21 protein-coding genes and 1 riboswitch are annotated in these 25,600 nt (G+C 72.6%); of the genes, 6 read left to right on the top strand and 15 right to left on the bottom strand.

The features are described from left to right. Positions 1-88: 88 nt before the first annotated feature. Complete coding sequence (locus tag ACF07V_RS25480; protein WP_392157438.1) at positions 89-706, bottom strand: isochorismatase family protein; 618 nt, start codon at positions 704-706, stop codon at positions 89-91. Between the two features lie 120 nt (positions 707-826). Here ACF07V_RS25480 and ACF07V_RS25485 point away from each other — a divergent pair, with 120 nt between their 5' ends. Continuing rightward, the gene (locus ACF07V_RS25485; protein WP_392157440.1) at positions 827-1,501 is read left to right on the top strand and encodes a TetR/AcrR family transcriptional regulator; all 675 of its coding nucleotides are present in this window, start codon (positions 827-829) and stop codon (positions 1,499-1,501) included. Positions 1,502-1,514: 13 nt separating this feature from the next. Here ACF07V_RS25485 and ACF07V_RS25490 read toward each other — a convergent pair whose 3' ends face one another. The 4 genes from ACF07V_RS25490 to ACF07V_RS25505 form a co-directional block, all read right to left on the bottom strand. Then, complete coding sequence (locus tag ACF07V_RS25490; protein WP_392157442.1) at positions 1,515-2,165, bottom strand: thymidine kinase; 651 nt, start codon at positions 2,163-2,165, stop codon at positions 1,515-1,517. A 69-nt stretch (positions 2,166-2,234) separates the two neighbouring features. Next, positions 2,235-3,440 (bottom strand): alkaline phosphatase family protein, encoded by a 1,206-nt coding sequence (locus ACF07V_RS25495; RefSeq protein ID WP_392157444.1) that lies wholly within the window; start codon positions 3,438-3,440, stop codon positions 2,235-2,237. After that, positions 3,440-4,036: a DUF5998 family protein gene (locus ACF07V_RS25500; RefSeq protein WP_351186924.1), complete on the bottom strand. Its 597-nt coding sequence runs from the start codon at positions 4,034-4,036 to the stop codon at positions 3,440-3,442. The genes ACF07V_RS25495 and ACF07V_RS25500 overlap by 1 nt, the downstream gene beginning before the upstream one ends. Before the next feature lie 41 nt (positions 4,037-4,077). Beyond that, positions 4,078-7,182, bottom strand: coding sequence for a GNAT family N-acetyltransferase (locus ACF07V_RS25505; RefSeq protein ID WP_392157446.1), 3,105 nt, complete (start codon positions 7,180-7,182; stop codon positions 4,078-4,080). 207 nt (positions 7,183-7,389) lie between these two features. On the opposite strand from ACF07V_RS25505, the gene ACF07V_RS25510 reads away from it, so the two are divergent. Then, positions 7,390-7,671: an HPr family phosphocarrier protein gene (locus tag ACF07V_RS25510; RefSeq protein WP_015036698.1), complete on the top strand. Its 282-nt coding sequence runs from the start codon at positions 7,390-7,392 to the stop codon at positions 7,669-7,671. 194 nt (positions 7,672-7,865) lie between these two features. Here the strand turns inward: ACF07V_RS25510 and ACF07V_RS25515 are convergent, their stop codons facing one another. The 4 genes from ACF07V_RS25515 to ACF07V_RS25530 form a co-directional block, all read right to left on the bottom strand. Next, positions 7,866-8,549: a GntR family transcriptional regulator gene (locus ACF07V_RS25515; RefSeq protein WP_392157448.1), complete on the bottom strand. Its 684-nt coding sequence runs from the start codon at positions 8,547-8,549 to the stop codon at positions 7,866-7,868. Between the two features lie 190 nt (positions 8,550-8,739). Further along, the gene (locus ACF07V_RS25520; RefSeq protein WP_392157449.1) at positions 8,740-9,510 is read right to left on the bottom strand and encodes a M23 family metallopeptidase; all 771 of its coding nucleotides are present in this window, start codon (positions 9,508-9,510) and stop codon (positions 8,740-8,742) included. Positions 9,511-9,522: 12 nt separating this feature from the next. After that, positions 9,523-9,687, bottom strand: a riboswitch (cyclic di-AMP (ydaO/yuaA leader). Between the two features lie 199 nt (positions 9,688-9,886). Then, entirely contained in the window at positions 9,887-11,284 is a 1,398-nt protein-coding gene (locus tag ACF07V_RS25525) for a M16 family metallopeptidase (protein WP_392157451.1), read from the bottom strand. After that, a complete protein-coding gene (locus tag ACF07V_RS25530) occupies positions 11,281-12,636 on the bottom strand; it encodes a M16 family metallopeptidase (RefSeq protein WP_392157453.1) in 1,356 nt (451 codons plus the stop codon). The genes ACF07V_RS25525 and ACF07V_RS25530 overlap by 4 nt, the downstream gene beginning before the upstream one ends. Before the next feature lie 181 nt (positions 12,637-12,817). Between ACF07V_RS25530 and ACF07V_RS25535 the strand changes: the two genes are divergently transcribed. Next, complete coding sequence (locus ACF07V_RS25535) at positions 12,818-15,274, top strand: DNA topoisomerase (ATP-hydrolyzing) subunit A (protein WP_392157454.1); 2,457 nt, start codon at positions 12,818-12,820, stop codon at positions 15,272-15,274. A gap of 70 nt (positions 15,275-15,344) precedes the next feature. Here the strand turns inward: ACF07V_RS25535 and ACF07V_RS25540 are convergent, their stop codons facing one another. Then, positions 15,345-16,004 (bottom strand): TetR/AcrR family transcriptional regulator C-terminal domain-containing protein, encoded by a 660-nt coding sequence (locus tag ACF07V_RS25540; RefSeq protein ID WP_392157456.1) that lies wholly within the window; start codon positions 16,002-16,004, stop codon positions 15,345-15,347. 92 nt (positions 16,005-16,096) lie between these two features. On the opposite strand from ACF07V_RS25540, the gene ACF07V_RS25545 reads away from it, so the two are divergent. Continuing rightward, the gene (locus tag ACF07V_RS25545; RefSeq protein WP_392157458.1) at positions 16,097-17,572 is read left to right on the top strand and encodes an FAD-dependent monooxygenase; all 1,476 of its coding nucleotides are present in this window, start codon (positions 16,097-16,099) and stop codon (positions 17,570-17,572) included. Positions 17,573-17,615: 43 nt separating this feature from the next. On the opposite strand, the gene ACF07V_RS25550 is transcribed toward ACF07V_RS25545, so the two are convergent. Beyond that, positions 17,616-18,725: a CobW family GTP-binding protein gene (locus ACF07V_RS25550; protein WP_392157460.1), complete on the bottom strand. Its 1,110-nt coding sequence runs from the start codon at positions 18,723-18,725 to the stop codon at positions 17,616-17,618. Between the two features lie 110 nt (positions 18,726-18,835). Here ACF07V_RS25550 and ACF07V_RS25555 point away from each other — a divergent pair, with 110 nt between their 5' ends. Further along, entirely contained in the window at positions 18,836-20,515 is a 1,680-nt protein-coding gene (locus ACF07V_RS25555; RefSeq protein ID WP_392157462.1) for an ATP-binding protein, read from the top strand. Beyond that, positions 20,512-21,201, top strand: a complete 690-nt coding sequence (locus tag ACF07V_RS25560) for a response regulator (RefSeq protein WP_392157463.1) — start codon at positions 20,512-20,514, stop codon at positions 21,199-21,201. The genes ACF07V_RS25555 and ACF07V_RS25560 overlap by 4 nt, the downstream gene beginning before the upstream one ends. 65 nt (positions 21,202-21,266) lie before the next feature. On the opposite strand, the gene ACF07V_RS25565 is transcribed toward ACF07V_RS25560, so the two are convergent. From ACF07V_RS25565 to ACF07V_RS25580, 4 genes are all read right to left on the bottom strand, one after another. Then, positions 21,267-22,859, bottom strand: a complete 1,593-nt coding sequence (locus ACF07V_RS25565; RefSeq protein ID WP_392157465.1) for a cation acetate symporter — start codon at positions 22,857-22,859, stop codon at positions 21,267-21,269. Next, positions 22,856-23,299, bottom strand: coding sequence for a DUF485 domain-containing protein (locus tag ACF07V_RS25570; RefSeq protein ID WP_392157636.1), 444 nt, complete (start codon positions 23,297-23,299; stop codon positions 22,856-22,858). The genes ACF07V_RS25565 and ACF07V_RS25570 overlap by 4 nt, the downstream gene beginning before the upstream one ends. Before the next feature lie 140 nt (positions 23,300-23,439). Then, a complete protein-coding gene (locus ACF07V_RS25575) occupies positions 23,440-24,294 on the bottom strand; it encodes a response regulator (protein WP_392157466.1) in 855 nt (284 codons plus the stop codon). Then, the gene (locus ACF07V_RS25580; RefSeq protein WP_392157468.1) at positions 24,291-25,571 is read right to left on the bottom strand and encodes a sensor histidine kinase; all 1,281 of its coding nucleotides are present in this window, start codon (positions 25,569-25,571) and stop codon (positions 24,291-24,293) included. Before ACF07V_RS25580 ends, ACF07V_RS25575 begins: the two co-directional genes overlap by 4 nt. Positions 25,572-25,600: the final 29 nt, after the last annotated feature.

The following is a 25,600-nucleotide window of genomic DNA, read 5'->3' on the forward strand; positions in this document are numbered from 1 at the left end:
TCAGCCGACGGACACCGGCTCGACGAGCCCACGCCACGGAGACATCAGCCGACGGACGCCCGCTCGACGAGCCCACGCCACGGAGGCATCAGCCGACGGACACCGGCTCGACGAGCTCGTCGACCGTACGGGCCACCGTGCCGAACAGGTCCCGGACCGTCGTCAGGCTCGCGGCCTGGAGCGTCTCCGAGGACTGGACGGTGCCGTCCGGCGCCTCCAGGGGGCGGGTCGCGGTGGCCTCGGCGACCACGGTCGGGCGGTAGCCGAGGTTGAAGGCGCCCTGGGCGGTGAAGAGGACGCACATGTGCGTCATGAAGCCGGCGATGACGAGCTCGCCGCTCACGCCGAGGTCCTTGAGGGTCTCCTCCAGGTCGGTGGCGTGGAAGGCGTTGGGGAACTGCTTGACGACGACCTTCTCGCCCTCGATCGGGGCGACTTCGTCGCTGATGGAGCCGATCTCGGCCCGGATGTCGTACGGGGTGCCCTCCCCGCCGTCGTTGACGACGTGGACGACCGGGGCACCCGCGGCGCGGGCGGCGGCGAGCAGCCGGGCGCCCGCGGCCACGGCCTGCTCTGCCCCGTCGAGCCGCATGACGCCGGTGCGGTAGGTGTTCTGGAAGTCGATCATGATCAGGGCGGACTCGCTCAGTCGCGGGAGCTCCTGGGGCAGGCCGATCACGTCGCGGAGGGTGGTGGAGGCGGTCATGGCGGTTCCTCTCGGTGGGGCGCAACTGACGTTATAGACGCTAACACAGTTCGTTAACATCGCTATCGCCCATCCGGGATTGCCCAGGTCCGCCGTGTTAGCGCTGTTATCGTGGGAGCCATGTCGACGGCACGAGAGCGCATCCTGGAAGCCACCGGGGAACTGCTCGCCACCAAGGACGCGCTGGCGATCTCCACCCGCGCCATCTGCGACCGGGCGAAGGTCGGCGCGCCGGAGATCTACCGCCAGTTCGGCGACAAGCAGGGGCTGCTCACGGCGGTCGCCGACATCGGCTTCGAGCGCTTCCTCGCCGAGAAGCGGCGGAACCCGCTCACCGAGGACCCGGTGGCGGACCTGCGCACGGCCTGGGACAGCCATGTCGCGTTCGCGCTGCGCAACCCGTACCTCTACCGCCTGATGTTCACGCCGACGGGCGACGCCAAGCCGCAGGCCATCAAGGAGGCGCAGGCGATCCTCCTGAAGGCCGTGGAGCGCTGCCGCGACGCCGGGCGCCTGCGGACGGCCCCGGAGCTGGCCGGCCAGTCGATCCTCTCCGCCAACGTGGGCGTGTGCATGATGGCGCTGTCCTTCCCCGAACTGTTCGGGGACCTCGACATCTCGTACGCGGTCCGGGACGCGGTCATCGGGAAGGTCACCGGCGACGAGCGCGAGGACACCCGGATCGGCACCGCGACCGTCCTCGCCCAGGCCCTGCTGGGCACCCTGACGGGAACGGCTCCGGCGGGCGCCGCCGCCCTGGAGGACCTGGCCGACGCGCTGAGGCCGCCGGCCTGAGGCCTTCCTGCCGTCAGGCGTTGCCGACGGGAAGGACGTCCGGGGAGAGTGCGCCCGCGCGGGCGGAGGCCGAGGTCATGCGGCGGCGGTGATGACGACGGCAGAGGACCTCGTAGCCGATCTCCTCGGCCGGACGGTTCACGTCCCCGACGACGACCTGCTCGCCCTCGACGACCATCTCGCCCCCGACGGTACGGGCGTTGTGCGTGGCGCGGGCGCCGCACCAGCACAGGGCCTCGACCTGGAGCTGCTCGATCCGGTCGGCGAGTTCGATCAGCCGCTGCGAGCCGGGGAAGAGCTTCGTACGGAAGTCCGTCGTGATCCCGAAGGCGAAGACGTCCAGGTCGAGGTCGTCGACGATGCGGGCGAGCTGGTCGATCTGCTCCGGGGCGAGGAACTGGGCCTCGTCCACGATCACGTAGTCCGCCTTGCCGCCCTGGGAGAGCTGGGTGACGAGGTACGCGTACAGGTCCATGTCCCGCGGCGCCTCGACCGCCTCCGTCACGAGGCCGAGCCGGGAGGACAACTTGCCCTCGCCCGCCCGGTCGTCACGGGTGAAGATCACGCCCTGAAGCCCCCGCGCGTCGCGGTTGTGGGCGATCTGGAGCGCCAGGGTGCTCTTCCCGCAATCCATGGTTCCGGAGAAGAAGACCAGCTCGGGCATGACGGGACGGGGACCTTTCAGGTCGTGGGAGGGGTCGGGGACCGGGGACCGGGGACCGGGGATCGGGGTTCAGGAACGGATTTCGAGCAGCGGGACCAGCTGCTCCGCCGGGGTCATGGAGCCGTGCATGCCGGCCATCGCGGACTCGTTGGGCTCGTTGACGGAGGCGGTGATCGCCACGTCGTCGTGGGCCGCGGCGACGACGTCGCCGATCCGGCCGTACACCCGCTCGTCGACCGCGTCGCCGAACCAGCCGAGGGAGATGGCCTCGTCGCGGCTCGCCACCCAGAACTGCTCGCCGACGACCTCCCGCCAGCAGGTGAGGACGTCCGCCTCGGCGCCGGGCACGGCGTAGATGTGGCGGGCCCGGCCCTCGCCGCCGAGGAGGGCGACGCCCGCGCGCAGCTCCCAGTCCTCGTCGAAGTCGATGCGGTGCTGCTCGTCGAAGGGGATGTCGACCATGCCGTGGTCGGCCGTGACGTACAGGGCCGAACGGGGCGGCAGTTGCTCGGCGAGCCGCTGCACGAGCCGGTCGACGAACATCAGCTGGCCGCGCCAGGCGTCGGAGTCGATGCCGAAGCGGTGACCCGCGCCGTCGAGCTCGCTGTAGTACGTGTAGACCAGCGAGCGGTCGCCGGCGCCGAGCTGCTCGGCGGCGAAGTCCATGCGCTCCTCGCCGGAGAGCCGCCCGTGAAACGTTCCGCCGCTCAGCGCGACCTTGGTGAGCGGGGTCTGCGCGAAGATCGGGGAGGACACCTGGGCGGTGTGGATCCCGGCCTCGTGCGCCAGCTGGAAGACGGTCGGATACGGCTGCCAGACGTGCGGCGCGGTCCACGGCTTCCAGCGCAGCTGGTTCATCAGCTCACCGGTCTCGGGGTTGCGCACGGTGTAGCCGGCCAGTCCGTGCGTCCCGGGGTGACGGCCGGTGCCGACGGAGGCGAGCGAGGTCGCGGTGGTGGCGGGGAAGCCGGCGGTGACCGGAAGGCCCGTGCCGCCGCGCGAGGAGCCGAGGAGCGAGCTCAGGTACGGGGCCTCGTCCGGGTGGGCCTTGATCTGCTCCCAGCCGAGCCCGTCGATCAGGAAGACGCAGTTCCGGTCGGCCGGGGCGAGCTCCGCGATCCGCGCGTCGAAGCCGGGCACACCCTGGCCCGCCACGAGCGTCGGCAGCAGGTCGCCGAGCGAACCGGAGGCGTACTCGGGCACCGGCGCGCTCTCCGGGGCGAGCGGGACCGGGTCGTCGGGCCAGCCGTGGGTCACGGCGGTGGGCTGCACCATCAGCGGGTGGGCGCGGCGGTCGCCGCGATGGCTTCGGACAGGGCCTGGGCGAACGCGAGGGTCTGCCGGACGGTGTCCGGGCCGTCTCCGGCGTCGCTCACCCGCAGGCTGAGGTCGTCGGCGGTGGCGTTGCCGGTGTAGCCGTGGTCGGCGTCGCAGTTGGGGTCGCCGCAGGCGGCGGGCTCCAGGTCGATGCGGGAGACGGCGCCCCAGCCGATGGTGAGGACCACCTCGCGGGGCAGCGTGCCCGGCGTGTACGACTCGGGGTTGGCGACCACGCGGCTGACGACGACCGACGAGATCCGGTCGAGCTTCACGGACTCGGTGGAGGTCGTGGCGTACGGGGTCGGGGAGCTCGTGTCCGCGGCCTGCTCGTCGGTGTGGCTGACGATGAAGCGGTGCGGCGTCAGGACGAGGACGGTGACGTGGCGCCGGACCTCGTTCGCGTCGAAGGTGGTCTCCTGGTGGACCACGTACGACGAAATAGCCTCGCCGCCGACGGCGGCCTCCACCGCCTCGGCCACGAGGGCCGGGTAATAGCCGCTGCGCTCGATCGCCGCGCGCAGCCCCTGGGTCGTCGTACCGCTCTTTGCCATGGACTCCATCCTAAGGGGCCGAGGGGCCCCCTCCGGCCCCGTCAGTAACGTGGCAGGCTCCGCGGCCCGAGGTCGGTACGGGGCGGGGGCGGGGCCAGCCGGACGGTCGCACCGAGGACGGAGAGCCCGCGGGGCGCCACGACCACCGGCTCCAGGGAGACCGCCACCACCTCGGGGTGGTCGTCGACGAGCCGGGAGACCCGGAGCAGCAGCTCCTCCAGGGCCGGGGTGTCGACCGGCGCCGAGCCGCGCCAGCCGAAGAGCAGCGGGGCGGTGCGCAGGGAACGGATGAGTTCGGCGGCGTCCCGGTCGGTGGCCGGAACCAGCCGGTGGGCCGTGTCGCCGAGGAGTTCGGAGGCCGCACCCGAGAGGCCGAAGGAGAGGACGGCGCCGACGGCCGGGTCGATCGCGGAGCGGACGACGGTGTCGACGCCCCGGGGCACCATCGCCTGGACGACCGGCTGGAGCTCCTCCGGCTTGCCGAGGACCTCGGTCACCTCGGCGTACGCCGTGCGGAGCTGCTCCTCGGTGGCGAGGTCGAGCCGGACTCCCCCGAGGTCCGGGCGGTGGCGGAGGTGGGGCGCGGTCGTCTTGAGCGCCACGGGGTAGCCGAGCCGGCCGGCGGCCGCGACGGCGGCGTCGGGCGTGGGCGCGGGGAGGGTCGGCAGGACGGTGATGCCGTACCGGGCGAGCAGCGCCCCGGCCTCCTCGGTGTCGAGGGTCACACCGCGGGCGTCGACGCCGTCGGCGCCGAGGACCCCCTCGATGAGCGCGGCGGCGCCGGCCTCGTCGATGTCCTCGTACTCGGGAACCCGCCCGGGCTCGGCGGCCTGCCGCCGCCACTGCCCGTACCGCACGGCCTCGGCCAGGGCACGCACGGCCCGCTCGGCGGCGGGGTAGGCGGGGATGGTGGCCTGCGGCGCGGGAGTAGTGGGTTCTTGTACGAGGGTCTCTTGTACGGGACCGGGCTCTTGTACGGGGCTGGTTCCTTGTACGGGGCTGGTTCCTCGTACGGGGCTGGTTCCTTGTACGGGGCTGGTTCCTCGTACGGGGCTGGTTCCTCGTACGGGGCTGGTTCCTTGTACGGGGCTGGTTCCTCGTACGGGGGCGGGCTCCTGTACAGCGCCGGTTTCTTGCACGGGGCCGGTGGCGGAGGCGGCTGCGGGGCGGGGACCGTCCGCGCGAGTCCCCTGCGAGGTGACGGCTCCGCGCCCCGGTGCCGCCGGCCGGGTGCTCGTCGCCACCGCGAGGGCCTCCGCGAGGCCGCCCATCTCCACGTGGACGACGACGACCGGCTTCGTCGGTGCGGGGGCGGAGGCGACGGCCTCCCGGAGGGCGGCCGCGAGCACCTCGCCGTCGCCGAACTCGGTGGCCCCGTCCTCCCCGACCCAGGGGATCGCCGTGACGACGACCGCGTCGGACGTCTCGTCCGCGAGCGCCGCCGCCAGGGCGTCCCGGAAGTCCGCCGGGACCGCCGCCGTCGTCAGGTCGAGCGGCCGCAGCGGGCGCAGCCCCTCGGTCAGGCAGGCGTCGTACGTGAGGAGGCCCAGCGACTCGGAGTTGCCGAGGATCGCGACCCGGGGTCCGGCGGGCAGCGGCTGGGCGGCGAGGAGCAGTCCGGCGTCGACGAGCTCGGTGACGGTGTCGACGCGGATCACCCCGGCCTGCCGGAGCAGCGCGGAGACCGTGGCGTGCGGGATGCGGGTGACCGGGACCCGGTGGCCGGGCGGGGCGCTGCCGCTGTGCCGGGCGCCCTTGACGACCACGACCGGCTTGACCGCGGCGGTGCGGCGGGCGAGCCGGGTGAACTTCCGCGGGTTGCCGATCGACTCCAGGTAGAGCAGGACGACGTCGGTGCCGGGGTCGTCGTACCAGTGCTGGAGGAAGTCGTTGCCGGAGACGTCGGCGCGGTTGCCGGCCGAGATGAAGGAGGAGAGCCCGGCGCCCCGCCGGTGCAGTCCGGCGAGGAGGGCGATCCCGATGGCGCCGGACTGGGTGAAGAGCCCGATCCGCCCGGCGGCCGGCATCTGCGGCGCGAGCGAGGCGTTGAGCCGGACGTCGTCGGCGGTGTTGATGATCCCGAAGGCATTGGGGCCGATGATCCGCATGCCGTACGAGCGGGCCTGCCGTACGAGCTCACGCTGGCGCTCGCGGCCGGCGGCACCGCTCTCGGCGTATCCGGCGGAGAGCACGACGAGGCCGCGCACCCCGTGTTCGCCGCAGTCCGCGACGGCCTCGGGCACCCGTTCGGCGGGGACGGCGACGACCGCCAGGTCCACGGGTTCGCCGATGGCGCCGACGGAGGGGTGGGCGGGGACGCCGTCGAGCTCCGTCTCCCCGGTGAGCGCGGCGTTCACCGCGTACACCCGTCCCGTGAAGCCGGCGCCGAGCAGGTTGCGCAGGACGGTCCGGCCGACCCCGCCCGGGGCGCGTCCGGCGCCGACGACGGCGACGGACCCGGGGGTGAGGAGGCGCTGCACGGAGCGCGCCTCGGCGCGCTGTTCCCGCGCGCGCTGGACGGCGAGGGAGCGGTCGGTCGGTTCGAGGTCCAGGTGGAGCCGGACGGAGCCGTCCTCGAAGCTGCGCTTCTGGGTGTAGCCCGCGTCGGTGAAGACCTTGATCATCTTGGTGTTCGCGGGGAGCACCTCGGCGGCGAAGCGCCGGATGTCCCGCTCGCGCGCGACCGCCGCGATGTGTTCGAGGAGGGCGGAGGCGACGCCCCTGCCCTGGTGCGCGTCCTGGACGAGGAAGGCGACCTCGGCCTCGTCGGCGGGGGCCGACGCGGGCAGTCCCTGGGCGTTGATGCGGTCGTAGCGCACGGTGGCGATGAACTCGCCGCCGACGGTCGCGGCGAGCCCGACCCGGTCCACGAAGTCGTGGTGGGTGAAGCGGTGGACGTCCTTGGCGGACAGCCGCGGGTAGGGCGCGAAGAAGCGGTAGTACTTCGACTCGTCCGAGACCTGCTCGTAGAAGCTGACGAGCCGGTCGGCGTCGTCGGCGGTGATGGGCCTGATGCGCGCGGTGCCGCCGTCGCGGAGCACCACGTCCGCCTCCCAGTGGTCGGGGTAGGCGTGCTCCGGTGGGGCCGGCCGCGCCGGTGGTGCCGGTGGTTCCGCCGCTTCCGACTGCTCCGACGCGCTCTGCATGGGGTCAGCCTACGACCGCGACACGACAGCGGCACCGGTCGCGGGGCAGCTGCGCGGGACGCAAGGTGTTGCAAGCTGGGGAGGGCCGACGGACGGTCCGGTCCGGGCCCAAGTGTGGTCCTTCCCGGGCCGAAGGTCGGCGTGAGCACCGCGCAACCCGTGAGAGACTGGTCTAGACAACCCGCTTGAGACTTGAAGGGCAACACCATGGCTGAGCGCCGCGTCAACGTCGGCTGGGCCGAGGGCCTGCACGCCCGCCCCGCGTCCATCTTCGTCCGTGCCGCCACGGCCTCCGGCGTGCCGGTGACGATCGCCAAGTCCGACGGCACCCCCGTGAACGCCGCCTCCATGCTCGCGGTGCTCGGCCTGGGCGCGCAGGGCGGCGAGGAGATCGTCCTCGCGTCGGAGGCCGACGGCGCCGAGGCCGCCCTCGACCGCCTGGCGAAGCTCGTCGCCGAGGGCCTGGACGAGCTCCCCGAGACCGTCTGACCCCGGTCCCCCTACGGTGAATGGCCGTGGCCGCCGAAAATTCCGGCGGCCACGGCCATTCGCATGACCGGGCCCACTTCCGGGCCTACTTCCGGGCCTACTTCCAGACCCACTTCACGACCCATTTCCGGACCCATTTCGGGGCAGCACAAACACCCCGGCCGAATGCCTATTCTTTGTATACGGTGTGCGTGTTAATTCCGGGCACTCGCCGTGTTGACGGCATGTTGCGAAACCCTCACACGGCCGCGCCCCGGGATTTTGAGCCGGTGCAGCGACAGCGAACGCTCCGCGTGCAGCGCGGTCAGCGACCTCGCCCGCTCGGCGTCGCCCCGCGCCACGGCGTCCACGATCGCGCCGTGCTCGGCCCAGGCCTCCACCGGCTGGGCCGGCTGGTCCACCACGTGCGTCCAGGCGATCTTGTGCCGCAGCTGGGTGAGCAGCGCCGTCAGGGCCGGGCTTCCGGAGGCCTGGGCGAGGGTCTCGTGGAACCAGCCGCCCAGCGAGCGCAGATCCTCGCCCTGCCCGCGCCTGGCCCGCTCCTGCCCCAGCCTGACCAGGCCGCGCAGCACCTTGAGGTGCGCCTCGGTGCGCCGCTGCGCGGCCCGCGCGGCCCCCAGCGGTTCCAGCAGCGCCCGCATGTCCAGCAGATCGGCCGCCTCCTGCTCGGTCGGCTCGGCGACATGGGCGCCCGCGTGGCGCCGGGTGACGACGAAGCCCTCCGATTCCAGGGTGCGCAGCGCCTCACGGACCGGGACGCGGGAGACCCCGTACCGCCGGGCGAGCTGCTCCTCGGTCAGCCGGCTGCCCCGCTCGAACACGCCGGAGACGATGTCGTCCCGGATCGCCGTGCATACCGAGTGCGCGGGAATGCGCATGTCCGACCTCCGCCTTGGTCCGCGCGAGTCAATTCCTTCGGCGCCTGTTCTGCGCCCGATCTGCGACTCTATTGCAGCGCGCCGGAATTTCCGATGCCCCAGCGGAATCCATGGATATCTTTTGGCCAGCGAAAAGCCCCGGCTCAGTACGAGCCGGGGCTTTTGCGACGCGGTGCGCGGCGGGGTCGGGTCAGACCTGGACGCCGCGGGCGCGGAGGTACGTGAGGGGGTTGATGTCCGAGCCGTACTCGGGGCTCGTGCGCGCCTCGAAGTGGAGGTGGGGGCCGGTGGAGTTGCCGCTCGAGCCCGAGACGCCTATCTGCTGGCCCGGCTCGACGGTCTGGCCGACATAGACCCCGATGGAGGAGAGGTGGCCGTACTGGGTGTACGTGCCGTCGTTCATCCGGATCACGATGTTGTTGCCGTACGCCCCGCCCCAGCCGGCCTCGACGACGGTGCCGGAGCCGACGGAGACCACCCGGGTGCCGTAGGCGGCGTGGAAGTCGATGCCGGAGTGGCTGCCGGAGGACCAGAGCGAGCCGCCGGTCTTGTAGCCGGTGGAGACGTACGAGCCGGCGACGGGGAGCTGGAAGGAGGCCAGGCGGCGGCGCTCGGCCTCGCGGGCGGCGCGCTCGCGCTCCAGGCGGATCTCCTTGGCGCGGGCCTCGGCCTTGCGCTTCGCCTCGGCCTTGGCCTTCGCCTTGGCGATGGCCTCGTCGGCCTCCTGCTCCTGGGCGGCGGCCTGGGCGTTGATCGGGTCGACGAGGGAGTCCTCGGTGATCACCTGGGTGAGGCCGGTGTCCTCGACGGAGCGGTTGTCCGTGTCGGCGGCGAGCGCCGGGGAGGCGAGGGTTCCGATGACGCCGGTGGTGGCGAGGGTCGCGACGCCGGCGATGCCCACGCTGCGGCGCGCCATCCGGCTCGGACCACGATGCTTCCCGGTGGCACGGGTGAACGCCATGTAGAGGCTGATCCTTTCCTTCCTTCTCGCCTACCGGGTTAGCTGACGGGTTCGGAGCAGGAAGGTCTCCTACGAGCCCCTCCGTCGAGACGAAGGCGCCCGATTCACCCCAGGGACTACATGTGGGTCCCCGGCTCCCCAGGCTCGCGCCTGACGGGGACTCGGCGATGACTGTCCGATGCCGCGGATGCGGCACGTGCAACTGACGGACAGCCGGACCGACGCTATGCGGATCGTCTTTCAATCACCAACCAGACACGCCTTTTGTAAGACATGCCACAGGGCAAATGATCATCCTTGATTGCAATACGGACAAAGCGGAGGACCCCGACGAACTAGGTCGTCGGGGTCCTCCTGTTGTCGCCTCGGGCCTGAATCAGCCCGTCACGACGGTCACTTCACCGATGCCGAGGGCGCGCACCGGCTCCGCGATCTGCGCCGCGTCACCGACGAGCACGGTGACAAGACGGTCCACCGGGAAGGCGCTGACCACGGCGGCCGTCGCCTCGACCGTGCCGGTCTCGGCCAGGCGCGCGTACAACTGGGCCTGGAAGTCGTCCGGGAGGTGCTGCTCCACCTGGTCGGCGAGCGTCCCGGCGACGGAGGCAGCCGTCTCGTACTTGAGCGGCGCCACGCCCACCAGGTTCTGCACGGCCGTCTCGCGCTCGGCGTCGGTGAGGCCCTCGGCGGCGAGGGTGCGCAGCACCTTCCACAGGTCCTCAAGTGCCGGGCCGGTGTTGGGGGTGTCGACGGATCCGCTGATGGCGAGCATCGCGGCGCCGTTCCCCCCGGCGTCCGAGCGGAGCACCTGACCGAAGGCGCGCACGCCGTACGTGTAGCCCTTCTCCTCGCGCAGGACCCGGTCCAGACGCGAGGTCAGCGTGCCGCCGAGGCAGTACGTGCCGAGGACCTGGGCCGGCCAGACGCGGTCGTGCCGGTCGGCGCCGATCCGGCCGATGAGCAGCTGCGTCTGCACGGCGCCGGGACGGTCCACGATGACGACCCGTCCGGTGTCGTCGGCGGTGATCGGCGGCATCGGGAGCGGCTCGGCCGGCTCACCGGTCCAGGCGCCCAGCGTCTCGGCGAGGACCTTGTCGAGGTCGACGCCCGTCAGGTCGCCGACGACCACGGCGGTGGCCGTGCCGGGCCGCACGTGCGCCTCGAAGAAGGCGCGGACGGCGGCGGCGTCGATCGCGGCGACGGTCTCCTCGGTGCCCTGGCGCGGCCGGGACATCCGGGACTCGGCCGGGAACAGCTCCTTGGAGAGCTGCTTGGCGGCGCGGCGGGCCGGGTTGGCCGTCTCGTGCGGGATCTCGTCGAGGCGGTTGCGCACCAGCCGCTCGACCTCGGTGTCGAGGAACGCCGGGGCGATCAGGGCCTCGGAGAGCAGGCCGAGCGCCTTGGGCAGCCGGGAGACCGGGACCTCCAGGGAGACCCGTACGCCCGGGTGGTCGGCGTGCGCGTCGAGCGTGGCGCCGCAGCGCTCCAGCTCGGCCGCGAACTCCTCGGCGCTGTGCTCGCCGGTGCCCTCGGAGAGCGCGCGGGCCATGATGGTCGCCACACCGTCGAGCCCGGCGGGCTCGGCGTCCAGCGGGGCGGGCAGGAAGATCTCCACCGCGACGACCTGCTGGCCGGGGCGGTGGCTGGTGAGCACGGTCAGACCGTTGTCCAGCTTCCCCCGGTCGGGGGCCGGGAAGGCCCACGGCTTCGCGGTGCCCGGCCGGGGCTGCGGGTGGAAGTCCATGCTCGTCAAAGACACGGCGGCGTCGGTCACTGGTCCGCTCCCTCTTCGTCATCGCCGTCGGCGTGGTCGCTCTGCTCGGTCGCCAGGGGCTCGTAGACGAGCACCGCGCGGTTGTCGGGGCGCAGCTTGGCCGCGGCGACCGCCTGCACCTCCTCGGCGGTGATGTCCAGGACGCGGTCGACGGCGGTCAGGGCGAGCTGCGGGTCGCCGAACAGCACGGCGAACCGGCACAGTTCGTCCGCGCGGCCCGCGACGGTGCCGAGCCGGTCCAGCCACTCGCGCTCCAACTGGGCCTGCGCGCGCTCCATCTCCTCGGGCGTGGGGCCCTCGGCGGCGAACCGGGCGAGCTCCTCGTCGACGGCCGCCTCGATCTGCGGGACCTCGACGCCTCCGGACGTCTTGACGTCCAGCCAGCCGAGCGAGGGCGCCCCGGCGAGCCGCAGCAGGCCGAAGCCGGCGGCGACGGCCGTGCGGTCGCGGCGGACCAGACGGTTGTGCAGGCGGGAGGACTCCCCGCCGCCCAGGACCGTCAGGGCCAGGTCGGCGGCGTCGCACGCGCGCGTGCCGTCGTGCGGCAGCCGGTAGGCGGCCATCAGCGCGCGGGCCGGGACCTCCTCCTCGATCACCTCGCGCAGCTGCTCGCCGATGACCTCGGGCAGGTCGCCGGGGCGCGGCTCGGGCTTGCCGTCGTGGGCGGGGATGGAGCCGAAGTACTTCTCGACCCAGGCGAGCGTCTGCACCGGGTCGATGTCACCGACGACGGACAGCACGGCGTTGTTCGGGGCGTAGTACGTGCGGAAGAAGTTCCGCGCGTCCTCCAGGGTCGCCGCGTCCAGGTCGGCCATGGAGCCGATCGGCGTGTGGTGGTACGGGTGGCCCTCCGGGTAGGCGAGGGCGGTCAGCTTCTCGAAGGCGGTGCCGTACGGCACGTTGTCGTAGCGCTGGCGGCGCTCGTTCTTGACGACGTCCCGCTGGTTCTCCATGGACTCGTCGTCCAGGGCGGCGAGCAGCGAGCCCATGCGGTCGGCCTCCAGCCAGAGCGCGAGCTCCAGCTGGTGCGTGGGCATGGTCTCGAAGTAGTTGGTGCGCTCGAAGCTCGTCGTGCCGTTGAGCGAGCCGCCGGCGCCCTGGACCAGCTCGAAGTGGCCGTTGCCGTGCACCTGCTTGGAGCCCTGGAACATCAGGTGCTCGAAGAGGTGGGCGAGGCCCGTGCGGCCCTTGACCTCGTGACGCGAGCCGACGTCGTACCAGAGGCAGACCGCGGCGACCGGGGTCAGGTGGTCCTCGGAGAGCACCACGCGCAGGCCGTTCGCCAACCGGTGCTCGGTCGCTGTCAGGCCGCCGGAGCCGGCCTCGGCCGTGGCCGTGTGACCCATGGGCATGTACGTCCCTTCGATCGCGATGTGAAAAAGTCCTGCCACTGTATGCAAGCGCGCCGACACCTGGCGAAGTTCCCGGGCCTTCGTGATGTCCCTCTTCCGGGTCGCGGTCGGCGTTGTCGGTGGCACGGTCCACAATGGTCCGCGTCAGATCAACCTTGTTGGTGAAGGAGCCGCAGCCGCGATGGCCCGCCGCAGCACGAAGACACCGCCGCCGGACGACGCGTTCGAGGAGCGAATCCTCGACATCGACGTTGTCGACGAGATGCAGGGCTCCTTCCTCGAGTACGCGTACTCGGTGATCTACTCGCGCGCCCTCCCCGACGCCCGCGACGGCATGAAGCCCGTGCAGCGCCGCATCGTCTACCAGATGGGCGAGATGGGGCTCCGCCCCGACCGCGGCTTCGTCAAGTGCGCCCGTGTCGTCGGCGAGGTGATGGGCAAGCTCCACCCGCACGGCGACGCGTCGATCTACGACGCGATGGTCCGCATGGCACAGCCCTTCTCCATGCGCCTCCCGCTCGTCGACGGCCACGGCAACTTCGGTTCCCTGGGCAACGACGACCCGCCGGCCGCCATGAGGTACACCGAGTCGAGGATGGCCCCGGCCGCGCTCCTCATGACCGAGTCCATCGACGAGGACACGGTCGACTTCTCGCCGAACTACGACGGCCAGGAGCAGGAGCCGGTGGCGCTGCCCGCCGCCTACCCGAACCTGCTGGTCAACGGCGCGTCCGGCATCGCCGTCGGCATGGCGACGAACATGCCCCCGCACAACCTCGGCGAGGTCGTCGCGGCCGCCCGCCACCTGATCCGCCACCCGAACGCCGACCTCGAGACGCTGATGCGCTTCGTGCCCGGCCCCGACCTGCCGACCGGCGGCCGGATCGTCGGGCTCAACGGCATCAAGGACGCGTACGCCTCGGGCCGCGGCTCCTTCAAGATCCGCGCCACCGCGACCGTGGAGACCGTGACGGCCCGCCGCAAGGGCATCGTCGTCACCGAGCTGCCCTTCACCGTCGGCCCCGAGAAGGTCGTCTCCAAGATCAAGGACCTGGTCGGCTCCAAGAAGCTCCAGGGCATCGCGGACGTCAAGGACCTCACCGACCGCAGCCACGGCCTCCGCCTGGTCATCGAGATCAAGAACGGCTTCGTGCCCGAGGCGGTCCTGGAGCAGCTCTACAAGCTGACGCCGATGGAGGAGTCCTTCGGCATCAACAACGTGGCGCTGGTCGACGGACAGCCGCTCACCCTCGGCCTCAAGGAGCTCCTCGAGGTCTACCTCGACCACCGCTTCGAGGTCGTCCGGCGGCGCTCCGAGTTCCGCCGCACCAAGAAGCGCGACCGGCTCCACCTGGTCGAGGGCCTCCTCGTCGCGCTGCTCGACATCGACGAGGTCATCCGGCTCATCCGGGAGAGCGAGAACTCCGCCCAGGCCAAGGAGCGCCTGATGGAGCGCTTCTCGCTGAGCGAGATCCAGACGCAGTACATCCTGGACACCCCGCTGCGCCGCCTCACCAAGTTCGACCGCCTTGAACTGGAGGGCGAGCGCGACCGCCTCAACGGCGAGATCGACGAGCTGACCGGGATCCTCGAGTCCGACGCCGAGCTGCGCAAGCTGGTCTCGGCGGAGCTGGCCGCGGTCGCCAAGAAGTTCGCCACGGACCGGCGGACGGTCCTCCTCGAGTCGGCCGGCGCGCCCGTCGCGGCGGTGTCCCTCGAGGTCGCGGACGACCCGTGCCGGGTGCTGCTCTCGTCGACGGGCCTGCTGGCCCGCACGGTGACGGAGGCCCTTCCGCACGTGACGGACGGCAAGCGCGCCAAGCACGACGTGATCGTCTCGGTGGTCGCGGCCACCCAGCGAGGTGACGTCGGCGCGGTGACCTCGACCGGCCGGCTGCTCCGGATCGCGGTGATCGACCTGCCGCAGCTCCCCGACACCGCGAGCGCGCCGAACCTGGCGGGCGGCGCGCCGCTGTCCGAGTTCCTCTCCCTGGAGGCGGACGAGACGGTGGTCTGCCTGACCACGCTGGAGGAGTCCTCGCCGGGCCTCGCCCTCGGCACGCTCCAGGGCGTGGTGAAGCGCGTGGTGCCGGACTACCCGGCGAACAAGGACGAGCTGGAGGTCATCACCCTCAAGGACGGTGACCGGATCGTCGGCGCGACGGAGCTGCGGACGGGCGAGGAGGACCTGGTCTTCATCACCTCCGACGCCCAGCTGCTGCGCTACCAGGCCTCGCAGGTGCGGCCCCAGGGCCGGCCGGCGGGCGGTATGGCGGGCATCAAGCTGGCGGAGGGGGCCGAGGTCCTGTCGTTCACCGCGGTGGACCCGGCGGCCGACGCGGTGGTGTTCACGGTGGCCGGTTCCTCCGGCACCCTGGACGACTCGGCCGGCACCTCGGCGAAGCTCACCCCGTTCGACCAGTACCCGCGCAAGGGCCGGGCGACCGGCGGTGTCCGCTGCCACCGCTTCCTGAAGGGCGAGGACCTGCTGATCCTGGCCTGGGCAGGGGCCTCCCCGGCGCGCGCGGCCCAGAAGAACGGCACCCCGGTCGAGCTGCCCGAGCTCGACCCGCGCCGCGACGGCTCGGGCACGCCGCTGGCGAAGCCGGTGGACGTGCTGGCCGGTCCGGCGAACTAGCCGGTCTCCGGGTTCCGTTCCGTACGCCCCCTGTTCCGCGCCGTCGCGCGGAACAGGGGGCGTCGTCGTGTCACGCGCCGGGCGCGTACGTCGCCTGGATCCCGGCGACGATCAGGCGCAGCCCCTCCTCGAAGCGGCTGTCGTAGTCGGCGAAGATCTCCGCCCCGGCGGCGGCCGCGAGCGGGAAGTCGGCGAGGCGTTCCGCGCGCTGGTCGACGTCGAAGCCCTCACGGGTCTGCCCGGGCGCCTCTTCGGTGCCCTGTTCCTCGGTGACGAAACCGAGCGTGTACATGTACGCGGTGGTGCTGGCCCGCACCGCGTCGCGCAGCGAGAAACCCGCGTCGACGAGGGCGCGGAGCTGCTCCTCCATGTCGGCGGCGTGGTCGGTGCCGGTGAAGCGGGCGCCGCTGTAGACCTTGGCGCCGTCGCGGTAGCGCAGCAGCCCGGCCCGCAGGCCCCGGTTCACCGCGAGGATCCGCTCCTGCCAGCTCACGTCGCCGGCCGGCCGGGCCGCGGGGTCGGCGACCATCTGCCGGTACATCACGGTCGCCATCTCGTCGAGCAGCGCCTGCTTGTTCTTGAAGTGCCAGTAGAGCGCGGGCGCCTGGACATGCAGCTCCTGGGCGATGGCGCGCAGCGTGAGCCCTTCGAGTCCGCGCTCGTTCAGCAGGCGCAGGGCGGTCTCCGCCACCGTGTCGGGTTGCAGCCGGGTCGTCTTCTTGGTCACCACCCCGTCACGTTATCCCCTTGACAACTTAACGGCGTTAAGGAGATGCTCGACCCATCGGAACTTAACGGCGTTAAGGAAGCGGAGGCAGGGACGTGAGCACGGACAAGAACACGGATGTCGTCATCGTCGGAGCGGGGCCCACGGGACTGGTGCTCGCCATCGACCTGGCCCGCCGGGGCGTGCGCGCCCTCCTGGTCGAGAAGGCCGACCGTCTCTTCCCCGGCTCGCGCGGCAAGGGGATCCAGCCGCGCAGCCAGGAAGTGCTCGACGACCTCGGCGTGCTCCCCGCGATCCGCGCGGCGGGGTCGCCGTATCCGCAGATGCTCGGCTGGGAGGGCGCCGAGCGTCAGGGCGCCTGGGACATGATGGAGCGCTCCGAGCCGACCGAGCAGGTGCCGTACGCCGAGGTGCTGCTGATCCCGCAGTCCCGCACCCAGGACGTGCTGTACGAGCGCCTGGTGGAACTCGGCGGCGACGTCCTCTTCGGCACCGCCCTCACGGGCCTGCGCCAGTCCGAGGAGGGGGTCGAGGCGGAGCTCTCCACCGGCGAGACGGTGCGGGCGTCCTACCTGGTGGCGTCCGACGGCGGGCGCTCCACCGTCCGCAAGGCGCTCGGCATCGGCATGACGGGCGAGACCGTCGACCCCCGTCCGATGCTCGTCGCGGACGTCCGCCTCTCCCCCGACACGATCGTCGACCGCGACAACTGGCACATCTGGCCCAAGGCTCCGGGCGGCGGCGTGGCGCTGTGCCCGCTGCCCGGGGGCGACCTGTTCCAGCTGATCGCGGCGTTCGAGGACGAGGCGGCGGTCGTGGACACCACGCCCGAAGCGGTACGCGCACTCGTCGCCGCCCGGACCCCGCTGGCCGGGGCGGAGGTCGTCGAGGTGGTGTGGGCCTCCGACTTCCGCGCGCGGGCCGCGATGGCGGACCGGTTCCGCGACGGCCGGGTCTTCCTCGCGGGCGACGCGGCCCATGTGCACTCCCCCGCGGGCGGCCAGGGCCTCAACACCAGCATCCAGGACGCGTACAACCTCGGCTGGAAGCTCGGCCAGGTGCTGCGGCACGGCGCCCCGGCCGCGCTGCTCGAGTCCTACGAGGCCGAGCGGCAGCCGATCGCGGCCGACGTCCTCGGCATCAGCACCCGCATCCACCGGGCCAGTTCCGAGGGCGAGGGCACCCAGCGCGGCGCGGAGGTCCAACAGCTCGGCCTCGGCTACCGCGACTCGACGCTCGCCGTGGAGACCCGCGACGGGCTCGCCGACGACGCGCTGCGCGCCGGCGACCGCGCTCCCGACGGCCCGTGCGGCGAGGGCCGGCTGTTCGACCTGTTCCGGGGGCCGCACTTCACGCTGCTGGCGGTCGGCGTCCCGCTCCCGGCGTCGGCGCCGGAGCAGCTGCGCACGGCCCGTCTCACCGCGTACGAGCCGTACGGCACGGGGCTCTTCCTCATACGTCCCGACGGTTACGTGGGCTGGGCCGGCGCCACCGCCGACGGCCTCCACGACTACCTCACGGCGGTCGGCGCCGGTCGTCCGGAAAGCGCCGGGGCCCTCGCCGCACGATGACGGCGACCCTCGTGGCGGCGCCGCCCCAGCCGGCCTAGCCGCCCTAGCCGGCCCGGCCCGCCCCGGGCTCTGAATCCGTCTGCGTCTCCGAATCCGTCTCCGAATCCGTCTCCGGTTCGTCCTCGCTGCCGGGCACATACCGCAGGATGCCCCACATGGCGTGCTCGTCCGGGACGTCCTGCGGGCCGTTCAGCTCGCAGCCGGCGAGCTCCTTGCGCAGGGCCGCCGCGTCGACGCCGGAGCCGATGAGGACGAGCTGGGTGAGGCGCTCCTCGCCGGCGGGCCAGGGCTCCGGGTAGAAGCGCAGGAAGCGGCCGACCGCGTGCACGGTGTAGCGGTTGGCCGGGTCGGCGGGGCCGAGGTCGACGAAGCCCTTGATCCGGTAGAGGCCCTCGGGGCGCGAGTCGAGGAAGGCCATCAGGCGGCGCGGGTGCAGCGGCGTCGAGGCCGTCACCGACAGGCTCTCGTAGGCCGCGTGCGGATGGGCGTGACCGTCGTCCTCGGAGCCGTACAGAATGTCCTCGATCGACATCTGGCCCTCGATCTCCCCCTCCGGTACGACCCGGTCGAAGAGCAGCTCCGGATCGACGCGCCCGTGCGAGGCCTCGATCACGGCGGCGCGCCCGGCGAGCCCGGCCACCGTCTCCCGTACGCTCCGCAGCTCGTCCGCGGGCACCCGGTCGGCCTTGTTGACGACGACGAGGTCGGCGAGGCCGAGGTGCCGGTCGGTCCCGGGATGCCGCTGCCGGGTGGCGGCGAACTCGGACGCGTCGACGACCTGCACCAGCCCTCCGTACACGACCCGCTCGTTCTCGCTGGCGAGCACCATGCGGACCAGTTCCTCCGGCTCGGCGAGCCCGCTCGCCTCGATCACGATCACGTCGAGCCGGGACTCGGGCCGGGTCAGGACCTCCAGGTACTCGTCGAGCTCGCCGGCGTCGACGGCACAGCACAGGCAGCCGTTGCCGAGGGAGACGGTGGAGCCGACCTGGCCGGCGACGGTCATCGCGTCGATGCCGATGTCCCCGAAGTCGTTGACCATGACTCCGATACGGGTGCCCCGGGCGCTGCGCAGCAGATGGTTGAGGAGCGTGGTCTTCCCGGCCCCGAGAAACCCGGCCAGGACGACGACGGGGATCTGCTGCGTGGTCAAGGGACGTGCCTCCGGTTCCTCCAGTCCCACGGCCGTGGGAAACCCCCAGAATAGGCGCCCGTTCCGTCACCATTTCCGGTCGCGGCGCGCGGCCGTTTACCTTTTCGGGCATGAGCCCCGCACAGAGCAGCCCCCCGCGCCCCCGCGCGCGCCGTCGGCGGTTCGGGTGGCCGCAGCGGGTGTTCTCGCAGGTCCTGCTGATGCAGCTGGCCATCGCGACCGGTGTGACCGTCCTCGCCACCGGCCTCTTCCTCGCCCCGCTGAGCGCGCAGCTCGACGACCAGGCCATGCGACGGGCCCTGGCCATCGCCGGAACCACCGCGTCACCCCGGCTCGCCGCGGACCTCACCGGCAGCCGGCCGTCCGCGCGGGGCCCGGTGCAGACCGAGGCCGAGCGGATCAGGGCCTCCACGGGCGCCGAGTACGTGGTGGTCATGGACACGCGCGGGGTGCGCTGGTCGCACACCGACCCCGCCCAGATCGGCCGGGTCGTCTCCACCGACCCGAGCACCGTCCTCGCCGGGCACCAAGTCATGGAGATCGACAGCGGCACCCTGGGGCGCTCGGCGCGCGGCAAGGCGCCGCTGCGGGACGCCGACGGGCGGATCGTCGGCGCGGTCTCCGTCGGCATCGAGTACGACAGCGTCCACGACAGGCTCCTCGCCGCGATCCCCGGCCTCCTCGCCTACGCCGGCGGCGCGCTCGCGGCCGGAGCGCTCGCCGCGTACCTGATCTCCCGGCGGCTCCAGCGCCAGACCCACGACCTGGCCTTCTCCGACATCTCCGCGCTGCTCGCCGAGCGCGAGGCCATGCTGCACGGCATCCGGGAGGGCGTCGTGGCCCTCGACCGCAACGGCTCCGTGCGGCTCATGAACGACGAGGCGCAGCGGCTCCTCGGCCTCGGCCCCGAGGCGGCGGGCAGGCCGCTCGACGAGGTCCTCGGCGGAGGCCGCACCGCCGACGTGCTCGCGGGCCGGGTCACCGGCGAGGACCTGCTCACCGTCCGGGGGCACCGGGTCCTGATCGCCAACCGGATGCCGACGCACGACGGCGGCGCAGTGGCGACCCTCCGCGACCGCACCGAGCTGGAGCGCCTCGGCCGTGAGCTCGACTCGACCCGCGGACTGATCGACGCGCTCCGCGCCCAGGACCACGAGCACGCCAACCGGCTGCACACCCTCCTCGGGCTCCTGGAGCTGGAGATGCACGAGGAGGCGGTCGAGTTCGTCACGGAGGTCGTCGGGGTGCACCGGGCCACCGCCGAGCAGGTCACGGAGAAGGTCCACGACCCGCTCCTCGCCGCGCTCCTGGTCGGGAAGGCGACCGTCGCCGCCGAGCGCGGGGTCTCGCTGCGCCTCGCGCCCGACTCCCTGCTGCCGGACCGGCTGGTCGATCCGCGCGAACTGGTCACCGTCGTCGGCAACCTCGTCGACAACGCCCTGGACGCCGCCGCCGGCACCCCCGGCGCCCGCATCGAGGTCTCCTTCCGCGCCGAGGGCCGTACGGTGGTGCTGCGGGTCTCGGACAGCGGCCCGGGCGTCCCGGAGGAGCGCCGCGAACTGATCTTCACCGAGGGCTGGACGACGAAGGCGCTGCCGTCCCACGGCAAGCGCGGGCTCGGCCTCGCCCTGGTGCGCCGGCTCGCCGAGCGCCGGGGCGGCACCGCCGAGGTGGCCGGCGGGCCGGAGAGCGGCGCCGTGTTCACGGTCGTCCTCCCCGACGCCCTGACCGAACCGGATACCGCCGAGCCGGCACAGGCCTCGGAGTTCTCGGAGGAGGCGTCGCGATGATCGACGTACTCGTGGTGGAGGACGACGAGCGTGTGGCACGGATCAACGCCGCCTATGTCGCCAAGGTGCCCGGCTTCCGGGTCGTCGCCACCGCCCACTCGACCGCCGAGGCCCTCGCCGCCCTGGACGGACAGCCGGTGGACCTGATCCTTCTGGATCACTACCTGCCCGACGAGAACGGGCTCGCGGCGGTACGCGAACTCCGCACGCGCGGCCACCAGTGCGACGTGATCATGGTGACGGCCGCCCGTGACGTGGCCACCGTGCAGTCGGCGATGCGGCACGGCGCCCTCCAGTACCTCGTCAAGCCGTTCAACTTCGCCGGGCTCCGCGCCAAGCTGGAGGCGTACGCGACGCTCCGCCGCACCCTGGACGGCGGCGGCGAGGCGGAGCAGGCCGAGGTGGACCGGATCTTCGGTGTCCTGGCGGCGGGCACCGTCGCCCCCGACCTGCCCAAGGGCCACTCCCCCACCACGGCCGAGCTGGTCCGGCAGGTACTGCTCGCGGCCGACGGCCCGCTGTCCGCGCAGGAGATCGCCGAGCGGGCCGGCGTCAGCCGCCAGACCGCCCAGCGCTACCTCAAGCTCCTGGAACGCACCGGCCGGGTGCGCCTCTCCCTCCGGTACGGCGAGACGGGCCGTCCCGAGCACCGGTACGCCTGGACGAGCTCACCGTCCACCGGCTGACGCCCCTCACGGCAAGGCGGACGGTCGGACGACACCCACGCCCGTCAGTGCCCGCGGGGCCACGGTCAGACGGCACCCGCGCCCGTGAGGGACCGTACCTCGGTCTCCGCGTGCCGGGCCTCGTCCGGCGGCTCGGGCGAGGTGGCCGTACCGATCCAACCGGCCAGGAAGCCGAGCGGAATGGAGACCACCCCGGGGTTCTGCAGCGGGAACAGATGGAAGTCGACACCCGGGAACAGCGATTCCGGGCTGCCGGAGACGACCGGGGAGAGCAGGACGAGCAGCACGGCGGGGATCAGACCGCCGTACACCGACCAGACCGCGCCCCGGGTGGTGAACTTCCGCCAGAACAGCGAGTAGAGCAGCACCGGCAGGTTCGCGGAGGCCGCGACGGCGAAGGCCAGACCGACGAGGAAGGCCACGTTGAGGTCGCGGGCGAGCAGTCCGAGGCCGATGGCGGCCGCGCCGATCCCGGCGGCGGCGACCCGGGCCACGGCCACCTCGCTGTACTGCTTCGCGTGCCGGGGGCGCAGCGAGGCGTACAGGTCGTGGGCGACGGAGGCCGAGGAGGCCAGCGTGATCCCCGCGACGACGGCGAGGATGGTCGCGAAGGCGACGGCGGCGACGACCGCGAACAGCACCGTGCCGCCCGTGGAGCCCGCGCCGCCGCCGAGGTCGAGGGCGAGCAGCGGCACGGCGGTGTTCCCGGAGGCGTTGGACGCGCGGACCTCGTCGGGGCCGATCAGCGCGGCCGCGCCGAAACCGAGCACGATCGTCATCAGATAGAAGCTGCCGATGAGCCCGATGGACCAGACGACGGAGCGCCGGGCGGCGCGGGCGGTCGGCACGGTGTAGAAGCGCGACAGGATGTGCGGCAGTCCCGCGGTGCCCAGGACGAGGGCGAGGCCGAGGCTGATGAAGTCGAGGCGGGCCGTCCAGTCCCCGCCGTAGCGCAGCCCGGGGGAGAGGAAGCCCAGGCCGTGCCCGCTGCGTTCGGCCGCGGAGGAGAGCAGGCTGTTCACATCGCCGTGGAACCGGAGCAGCACGAGCACGGTGAGCGCGATCGTGCCCGCCATGAGCAGGACCGCCTTGACGATCTGGATCCAGGTGGTGGCCCGCATGCCGCCGAGCGACACATAGATCACCATCAGCGCGCCCACACCGACGACCGTCCACGAGCGCGCCGCCTCGCTGGAACCGCCGAGCAGCAGCGCCACCAGGCTCCCGGCACCCACCATCTGGGCCACGAGGTACAGCACGGAGACGGCCACGGAGGACGTTCCGGCGGCGATCCGCACCGGCCGCTCCGCCATCCGCGCGGCGACGACATCGGCCAGCGTGAACCGCCCGCAGTTGCGCACCAGTTCGGCGACCAGCAGGAGCACGACCAGCCAGGCGACGAGGAACCCGACGGAGTACAGCATGCCGTCGTAGCCGTAGAGCGCGATCAGCCCGGAGATACCGAGGAACGAGGCCGCCGACATGTAGTCCCCGGCGATGGCGAACCCGTTCTCCAGGGGCGAGAACAGCCGTCCGCCGGCATAGAACTCCTCCGCCGAACCGTGCCGGTGCCGGCTCACCCAGGTCGTGATCCCCAGGGTCACGGCGACGAACACGCTGAACAGCACGAGCGCCAGGGTCTGGTGGTCTCCGGTCACGGCTGCACCACCCCTCGGGTCATCTCCTGCGTGTCCCAGCGCAGTTCCAGAGCGGCCCGGTCCCTGCGCAGCCGCGCGTGGCGCGCGTACGCCCACGTGAGCAGGAAGGTGCTGAGGAACTGCCCCAGTCCCGCGACCATCGCCACGTTGACCACCCCGGCCACCGGCCGGGCCATGAGCCCGGGCGCGGCGGTCGCCGCCACCACATAGGCGAGGTACCAGAGGAGGAACGCCAGGGTGGCCGGGAAGACGAACCGGCGGTAGCGACCGCGCACTTCCTGGAAGGCGGGGCTCCGCTGGACCTCCAGATAGATCTCCGCCGCACTGTGGACCCGCTGTCGCGGCACCGCTCCGGGGTGGCCGTCGGCGGGCGCTCCGGCCGCCCTCTCCTCGCCCCAGCCGGAGGCCGTCGCGTCGTACCAGGGGTCGTCGACCGCCATCGCCGCGGCGTCGCGCCCCTCCTGTTTGTCCACCTGCTCCACCGGCCAACTCTCCTTGTCAGCGAACCGTTTCGGCCGCGTGCCCAAGGATGGACAGAGCGGGAAGATCCCGGACTCTTCTCCTCCCCCACTTCACCCCATCAGGTGACTCTTCTCCCAGGTGCCCTGACCAGACCGTACTGATATGCGTACCGCACGGCCTGCGCCCGGTCGCGCACCCCCGTCTTGGCGAAGAGGTTGTTGATGTGGGTCTTCACGGTGGCCGTGGAGATCCGCAACCGCCCGGCGATCTCCGGGTTGGACAGCCCGTCCGCGACCAGCACGAGCACCTCCGTCTCCCGCTCCGTCAGCCCGTCCGCACACGGTCCGGCCGAACCGTCCGGACCCCCCGACCGCACCCCGGGGTCACCACCCGCCACCGCCCCGGGCCCGGCCTCGCGTCCTGCCCCGTGCCGCTCGGACCGCACGTCCCGGCCGTCCTGGGCGTCCTGGGCGTCCCCGCCATCCTGGGCGTCCTGAGCGGCCCGCTGCCCCTGCTGGTCCCGCTCCTCACGGTCGATCAGCCGCTCAAGGAGCCGCCGCTGCACGGAGGGGGAGAGTCCGGCCCGCCCGTCGATCACGTCCCGCACGGCCCGCTCGATCTCCTCCCCGCCGGCGTCCTTGGTGAGGTAACCGCGCGCCCCGGCCCGCAGCGCCGGGAACAGCGAGTCGTCGTCGGCATAGGTGGTCAGCACGACGACCTCCGTCCCGGGGTGCCGGTCACGGATCCGCCGGGTGGCCTCGACGCCGTCGCAGCGGGGCATCCGCAGATCCATCAGGACGACGTCGGGATCGAGCTCGGCGGTGAGCGCGACCGCCTCCTCCCCGTCCCGGGCCGACCCGACGACCTCGATCCCCGGAAGCAGACCGAGCAGCATCACGATCCCCTCCCGCACGACGGCCTGGTCGTCGGCGACGACGACACGTGCGACGCGGTCGCCGCCCGTGGCGCTCATGCCGGCACCCGCAGCCGCACCGTGAACCCGGCGCCCTCGGGACCCGCGTCCAGGCTGCCGCCGAGCAGTTCGGCCCGCTCTCTCATGCCGAGCAGTCCGTACCCGGAGCCGGAGGACCCGAGCTCCTCCCCCACCCGGCCGCCTTCGCCCGTCCTGGGCGTACCGGAGTCGCATATCTCCAGGGAGATCTCGTCCTTCCCATAGGCGAGCCGGATCCTGGTCCGGGCGCCCGGGGCGTGCTTGCGGACATTGGTGAGCGCCTCCTGCGCGACCCGCCTCACCGCCTGCGAGGCCTCGGCGGGCAGGTCCCGGCGCTCGCCGGTGACATCGACCTCGGCACGGTCCTCCCGCGCGAGCTCCCGCAGATAGTCCTCGACCGGCGCCATGTCCCCGCGTAGTGCCGAGAGCGCGTGCCGGGTCTCGGCGAGCCCCTCCCTGGCCATGGAACGGGCCGAGGTCACGAGCTTGAGGATGTCCGCGCGGTCCGCCCCTGCCTCGATCTGAAGCCGTGCGACCTCCAGATGCACCATCTGGGCGGAGAGGCTGTGGGCGAGGACGTCATGTATCTCCCGGGCGATCCTGGCCCGCTCGGCGAGCGCCGCCGAGGCGGCCTCCGCCTCCCGGGCGAGCCGCTCCTGTGCGAGCAGCTGGAACCCGGCACCGCGCGCCTCGGCGTCCAGGCGCAGGGAGTAGCCGGCGAGCAGCACGGCCGCCGTGGTGACACCGGCCCCGAGAATCCCGGTCTCGTCGGCCTCCACGAAGCCGGCCACGAGCACCGCCACGGTGGCCAGCCCCACAGGGAGCGGCAGCCGTTCCATCGCCATGACCGAGACGACGATCCAGAGCACCGTCGCCGGCGTCGGGGCACCTGCCGCATAGGCGCCCAGGCCGCAGAGCGTGATCACCGCGAGCAGTCCCAGCGAGGCCGCCAGGCGTTTCTCGAGGGTCGTGTGGTGATACCGGAGCGACACCGCCACACAGACGCCGAAGCCCAGCGGAGGCAAGGGCGCGTACCAGCCGTCGAACGCTCCCGCGGTGTAGCAGCCGGTCACCACCAGGACGCCGAGGCCCGCGAGCAGGGTGCGGTCGAGAACGATCCGCCCCCGGGGCACACCGACACGGGTGAGCGCCTCCCGCGAGGGCCAGGAACGCCACGAGGGCCCGTGCGCCACCGCGCTGCCCGCCCGTACCGCCGCCCCGGGCCCCCGCCCTGCCTCCGGTCCTGTCCTCGTGCTCGTGCTCGTCCCCGCGAAGCCCGGTTCGCGCTTCTCGCCCATGTCCGTCCCCCTCCGACACCTCGATGCTA

It is taken from the genome of Streptomyces sp. NPDC015661 (assembly GCF_043077765.1).
Classification (GTDB): domain Bacteria; phylum Actinomycetota; class Actinomycetes; order Streptomycetales; family Streptomycetaceae; genus Streptomyces.

Bases quoted from the DNA above. Each gene is read 5' to 3' on its own strand.
- ACF07V_RS25480 (WP_392157438.1), bottom strand. From the start codon at position 706: ATGACCGCCTCCACCACCCTCCGCGACGTGATCGGCCTGCCCCAGGAG.
- ACF07V_RS25485 (WP_392157440.1), top strand. From the start codon at position 827: ATGTCGACGGCACGAGAGCGCATCCTGGAAGCCACCGGGGAACTGCTC.
- ACF07V_RS25490 (WP_392157442.1), bottom strand. From the start codon at position 2,165: ATGCCCGAGCTGGTCTTCTTCTCCGGAACCATGGATTGCGGGAAGAGC.
- ACF07V_RS25495 (WP_392157444.1), bottom strand. From the start codon at position 3,440: ATGGTGCAGCCCACCGCCGTGACCCACGGCTGGCCCGACGACCCGGTC.
- ACF07V_RS25500 (WP_351186924.1), bottom strand. From the start codon at position 4,036: ATGGCAAAGAGCGGTACGACGACCCAGGGGCTGCGCGCGGCGATCGAG.
- ACF07V_RS25505 (WP_392157446.1), bottom strand. From the start codon at position 7,182: ATGCAGAGCGCGTCGGAGCAGTCGGAAGCGGCGGAACCACCGGCACCA.
- ACF07V_RS25510 (WP_015036698.1), top strand. From the start codon at position 7,390: ATGGCTGAGCGCCGCGTCAACGTCGGCTGGGCCGAGGGCCTGCACGCC.
- ACF07V_RS25515 (WP_392157448.1), bottom strand. From the start codon at position 8,549: ATGCGCATTCCCGCGCACTCGGTATGCACGGCGATCCGGGACGACATC.
- ACF07V_RS25520 (WP_392157449.1), bottom strand. From the start codon at position 9,510: ATGGCGTTCACCCGTGCCACCGGGAAGCATCGTGGTCCGAGCCGGATG.
- ACF07V_RS25530 (WP_392157453.1), bottom strand. From the start codon at position 12,636: ATGCCCATGGGTCACACGGCCACGGCCGAGGCCGGCTCCGGCGGCCTG.
- ACF07V_RS25535 (WP_392157454.1), top strand. From the start codon at position 12,818: ATGGCCCGCCGCAGCACGAAGACACCGCCGCCGGACGACGCGTTCGAG.
- ACF07V_RS25555 (WP_392157462.1), top strand. From the start codon at position 18,836: ATGAGCCCCGCACAGAGCAGCCCCCCGCGCCCCCGCGCGCGCCGTCGG.
- ACF07V_RS25560 (WP_392157463.1), top strand. From the start codon at position 20,512: ATGATCGACGTACTCGTGGTGGAGGACGACGAGCGTGTGGCACGGATC.
- ACF07V_RS25570 (WP_392157636.1), bottom strand. From the start codon at position 23,299: ATGGCGGTCGACGACCCCTGGTACGACGCGACGGCCTCCGGCTGGGGC.
- ACF07V_RS25575 (WP_392157466.1), bottom strand. From the start codon at position 24,294: ATGAGCGCCACGGGCGGCGACCGCGTCGCACGTGTCGTCGTCGCCGAC.
- ACF07V_RS25580 (WP_392157468.1), bottom strand. From the start codon at position 25,571: ATGGGCGAGAAGCGCGAACCGGGCTTCGCGGGGACGAGCACGAGCACG.